Origin of the sequence: Novipirellula herctigrandis, assembly GCA_007859835.1 — a bacterium.
Lineage (GTDB): Bacteria > Planctomycetota > Planctomycetia > Pirellulales > Pirellulaceae > Novipirellula_A > Novipirellula_A herctigrandis.
In genome coordinates this window covers 46047-50890 of the sequence record SJPJ01000003.1, presented here as the reverse complement: position 1 = coordinate 50890, position 4844 = coordinate 46047, and the positions used below count along the sequence as shown (strand labels likewise).

Annotated in this window: 6 protein-coding genes; all 6 read right to left on the bottom strand. The window is 53.7% G+C overall.

What is annotated here, in order from left to right; translation table 11 throughout:
• Positions 1-393: 393 nt before the first annotated feature.
• A complete protein-coding gene (locus CA13_RS34145) occupies positions 394-966 on the bottom strand; it encodes a hypothetical protein (RefSeq protein ID WP_146404780.1) in 573 nt (190 codons plus the stop codon).
• 205 nt (positions 967-1171) lie between these two features.
• Positions 1172-1459 (bottom strand): hypothetical protein, encoded by a 288-nt coding sequence (locus CA13_RS34140; RefSeq protein ID WP_146404777.1) that lies wholly within the window; start codon positions 1457-1459, stop codon positions 1172-1174.
• Between the two features lie 421 nt (positions 1460-1880).
• Positions 1881-2297 (bottom strand): hypothetical protein, encoded by a 417-nt coding sequence (locus tag CA13_RS34135; RefSeq protein WP_146404774.1) that lies wholly within the window; start codon positions 2295-2297, stop codon positions 1881-1883.
• A 510-nt stretch (positions 2298-2807) separates the two neighbouring features.
• Positions 2808-3308, bottom strand: a complete 501-nt coding sequence (locus CA13_RS34125; protein WP_146404768.1) for a hypothetical protein — start codon at positions 3306-3308, stop codon at positions 2808-2810.
• 530 nt (positions 3309-3838) lie between these two features.
• Positions 3839-4285, bottom strand: coding sequence for a hypothetical protein (locus tag CA13_RS34120; RefSeq protein ID WP_419195037.1), 447 nt, complete (start codon positions 4283-4285; stop codon positions 3839-3841).
• A gap of 93 nt (positions 4286-4378) precedes the next feature.
• On the bottom strand, positions 4379-4844 hold a 466-nt coding region (locus CA13_RS34115), incomplete at its 5' end, for a hypothetical protein (RefSeq protein ID WP_419195333.1).

Below are 4844 nucleotides of genomic sequence, written 5' to 3'. Positions count from 1 at the left end.
CGAGCGACGCGATCGCGTCAGCAGTTGGAAATCTCCATAGATGCTCCGGAACAGACATGGATCTTCAATCGAATAACGGTGGTGATCAGCGGGGACGGGCGAAAGACTTGCAAGCAGACGAGAAAACGGACCACCCGTCCTCCGTTGCATCACATGGTTATCGCACGGATTTGGGTTAAACGCCGATCGCGTCACCATGATGTATCAATCGACCGAGCACCGTCCGTTTAGCCTTCGGCCCCTTCGGTGACAGTTGTCCGTTCCCTAGCAGTATCAGTTTAACGAGGTCCCAATTTGAAAGCAACAAACGACGTTGTGGACCAAACGAACGAAAACATCAACAGCGCACCTATAGCAGAACAACAATCGCCCGGAGTGTGATAACGGCGGCGATCAGCGGGCGGCGGGAGTCGACTCACCACTTGCAGAAACGTCACCACCGCCGCTCCGTTGCATCGCATGGTTCGCCAGCCTGCTAACTGCACTCGCAATCGCGTTATTGAAGGCCTCAAATTCAGCGGCACTCGGCCCTCGACGGCATAAATCAAACACTACGACACCGCTCGAATTCTTGTACTGAGCATACTCGTTTTGTCTTGCGTTGTAGATTAGGTATACCAATGCCGGGATCAAAATAATCGTTGACAAACCTATAAGTCCCATGGCCCGCGTCTCAAAGCCAAAGTAAGCGACGGCAAGAGCACCAAGCAAAATCCAATTGAGCCACGTCGCCCAAACGAAATGACGACTACGAAGCCAAATACGGTCAGGTGGAGTAACCAGATCTTGGAGCGGGACATTTGCGTCAATTCTGATCGCCCGGACGTTGCCGCAAATGTGCAATCGGTCCGAGAATAGCTCGATTTCCCGCGACACAAGAAATTTGATTTGTTCGTTGTACGTCGCCAATAATCGCGAGTCATTCACTTCATTGGGTGCGTTGTACGGATTTGGCTCTACGGTCAAAGCTTGTCTCTGTTTCAGTGGGCGAACGTCACCGTTCACCGGGCCGCGGCAAACGACATTGATTTGAGAATCCGCGCGGCCCGCGGCTCCGTGTGCAACGGATGGTTATCCGTGGTGAATATAGGTGGAAGGTCGAATTCCAGTTGACGTTCCCAAAGCAAGACCGAGCAAGCCGATGGTAACAGGAGATTGCTCGCGCAAGCCATCAGGACGTTCCGTCGTCGAGCAACGAATGTCGCCCGAGCACGCCGATGGTCGGTGCGAGGAGGCTCGCGCAAGCCATCAGGAGATTGGAAGGTCGAACCAGAAAAGTTGTCCGAGGGAATGGTTCGTCGGGTATATCGTTCACCGGCATCAGCCGCAAGCCAGTGTTGTGACGCCAAGGCCCAGCACCAGCATACCGATCGTCGTTGATCGGATAACGGTACGGATCAGCGGGGACCGGGAGTTGACTATCCATTCGTGAAAACGAACTACCGGTCCTCCGTTGCATCCGATGGTTACCCGAAATCCCGGCCATTTGATTTTCGATTCCGTGGAAGTGATCACGGGCGAGCAAGTCACCACGGAAAGCATCAGTGTATCAAATCAGTGTCGAATAAAACAGTTGTTGGCCAGGCATTTGCGTAACGCCGAAAGACCGAAGCAGCGACGTTAGGCTAGCCAAGGTTCCAGCCAAACGCCGTCGTGGAGTCGCCTTGGCCAACGGGTAATTTAGACGAGCAATTTTCAAACAACGCTTTTGACGTTGGCGTTCGGATCGCGTTGTCGAAAAGAGATCATCAAAGAGGATCGATGTTGTACGTGAATACGATCTTCATGTTACGTCGGGTAACGGTGCCCGTCACCGGGCCGGGATGTTTGATTTTCCATTCTAACCAACGCCGCAAGCCCGGCTCCGGTGGACGGGATGGTTATCGCAATTCTCCGTCGGATGTTTGCCCTTCGAGTTGCTCCAACATATCATCCGTGACGTTTGTAATCCGTAGCTCAGCGGTCTGGAAACGCAACCCGTCCTCGTTTGTTACGTCAACGTCTTTGAGCCCAAGTTCCGACAGGTTGGGAAACGACGCTAGACGAGTCATACCTACGTCGGCGCTGTTGGCGTAGGGAATCACCACCTCCGTTACGCGCTGGCTTCTAAAAAGCGAGAAGCGTTGCGATTCGTCGAACGTCACCGTCCCGCCGACACTCGCGATGTCTCGGATTAGCTGACATCGTGCCGCATCCTGTCTCGCCATATACATGAACCAGATCGCAGCGATCGCGACCATCACAAGAAGGGTGCGTAGCGAAAGCTGAAGCCGAAAACGAGCCTTTCCAGTTGTCAACGGTGAATCCTTTCTGTCTGCGATAACGTCACCGTTCACCGGGCCGCGGCAAACGACATTGATTTCAGAATCCGCGCGGCCGCGGCTTCCGTGTGCAACGGATGGTTATCCGTGGTGAATTTAGGTGGAAGGTGGAATGCCAGTTTACGTTCCAAAGCAAGACCGAGCAAGCCGATGGTAACAGGAGATTGCTCGCGCAAGCCATCAGGACGTTCCGTCGTCGAGCAACGAATGTCGCCCGAGCACGCCGATGGTCGGTGCGAGGAGGCTCGCGCAAGCCATCAGGAGATTGGAAGGTCGAACCAGAAAAGTTGTCCGAGGGAATGGTTCGTCGGGTATATCGTTCACCGGCATCAGCCGCAAGCCAGTGTTGTGACGCCAAGGCCCAACACCAGCATACCGATCGTCGTTGATCGGATAACGGCACGCATCACCGGGCCGGGAAAGTTGATGTTCCATTTGTGAAAACTCGCAAGCCCGGCTCCGTGTGAATGCGATGGTTACCCGCAATTATCGGGTAGATTCTTTGTGCGCATCCTCAATGTACACGTCAGATTCAACGAAATCGACAACATCGTCGCGCAGGCTGCGGAGAAAATCGTCATTTGAAATATCGTCTGATTCAGTCGCAATAGCATGCAGAAATTCTTCATCCGAAATTGTATTCGTCACAGAAGGATCGAGGAAATGGAAGGATGCAGCGTTAAGGAGTGCGAGAAGATGATCCTCGCGATCGGACCGGACGCCAACCATTTCGTTATTGAAGTAGAGTCGGGCCCGAAATTCGGGATCACCGAAACCGGGCTGAACTAGGACAATCGAACAACGTTTTCCTGTTTCGGTGACGGCAAGCAGCATTCGCGTCCCGCCATCTTGTGTGATCGCCCCCGAGACTAGCGTGACCGACTCGACACTGTGTAGGCGCAGCGAATCCGAACTCCGCGATTCGTGCATACGTTCGCACCCTAGTGCGAACGAGAAAGCGACGACGATCAGAGAGCAGATTCGCATCAAAACCAGTCGGGTAACGGTACGGATCAGCGGGGACCGGGAGTTGACTATCCATTCGTGAAAACGAACCACCGGTCCTCCGTTGCATCCGATGGTTACCCGAAATCCCGGCCATTTGATTGTCGATTCCGTGGAAGTGATCACGGGCGAGCAAGTCACCACGGAAAGCATCAGTGTATCAAATCAGTGTCGAATAAAACAGTTGCTGGGCAGGCATTTGGGTAACGCCGAAAGACCGAAGCAGCGACGTTAGGCTAGCCAAGGTTCCAGCCAAACGCCGTCGTGGATTCGCCTTGGCCAACGGGTAATTTAGACGAGCAATTTTCAAACAACGCTTTTGACGTTGGCGTTCGGATCGCGTTGTCGAAAAGAGATCATCAAAGAGGATCGATGTTGTACGTGAATACGATCTTCATGTTACGTCGGGTAACGTCCGGGATCAGCGAGCGGCGGGAGTTGACGTTGATCTCACCAGAAACCGCACCACCGCCGCTTCGTTGCATCCCATGGTTCGTCGCGTTTTCGTCTCGTTAGTCATCGAAAGCGAAACCCTTGGGTTCCCGGCCCTCGAACGTCGCATGCCACGATCGGATATCATCGTGCGGGTCGTCAAAGTATAGCATTATTGTGGTCGGCGCATTAGGCCAAAGGATGTTGATGGACGAAAGCACCAGTCGGTTGGCCACAGTCGGATGCCATTCCGGCTTCCATGTGGATAGTTCCTTTTCAGCGTAGTCAATTACGGACTCACGTAGAATGTCCCAATGCGAAACCCAATCGGCAGCCGTGTTTGCCATGTCCGTAGACGGCGTTTCTCCGTCGGACCCAATTACAACATCGACGTCATGTCCGTCGAGACGGCAATTCCGCTTCCAGCCGAGATCGACATCGAATTCGAAAGTGCCCAACGTTGGATGAACGAAAGGTCGCCGTTGTAACTCTTGCGCTGCGAAGAATAGTTTGATGCGCTTCCACATGACTAGTGCGACGAACGGTTCCCGTCAGCGGGCCGGGAAGGTTGATTGTTTATTTGGAAAAGGCCGCAAGCCCGGCTCCGTTGCACGGGATGGTTATCCGCCGGTTTGGCTTGAATACTGTATAGGTTCGGACCAGACCCCCGAAAGTCTACCACGCCAGTCCGATACGTCGGCCCCGATTCGGACGGAATCATAGTCGCCATGAATAGGCGACTCAATGGCGACAGAGTCACCTGGACGAAGTTTCGCCCAGTGTATCGGAGTGGAAGTTTGCGAAAACCAGTCGTCGGTCCCAGCATTTCCAGTTTGAACATAGCTGAAGTTTGACACGCGTCCGGAATGGCCAGCGAACCAGACGCTAAAGACGCCATCGTTCGTAAGCAGTGAGCGAAGCACTTGGCGATTTCCGTATCTGGCTGGGTCAGTCGTAACGCGTTCAGCGTCGATTCTCACAGACGGGGTGAACGGGAGGAAAAACCAAAACGCGATTCCGGCAATAGTCGCGACCACGAGTAGCGTGCGAATACCAAAGCGGATGCGAATACGGTTCATCATTCTC

Bases quoted from the DNA above. Each gene is read 5' to 3' on its own strand.
- CA13_RS34140 (WP_146404777.1), bottom strand. From the start codon at position 1,459: ATGCAACGGAGGACCGGTAGTTCGTTTTCACGAATGGATAGTCAACTC.
- CA13_RS34125 (WP_146404768.1), bottom strand. From the start codon at position 3,308: ATGCGAATCTGCTCTCTGATCGTCGTCGCTTTCTCGTTCGCACTAGGG.
- CA13_RS34120 (WP_419195037.1), bottom strand. From the start codon at position 4,285: ATGTGGAAGCGCATCAAACTATTCTTCGCAGCGCAAGAGTTACAACGG.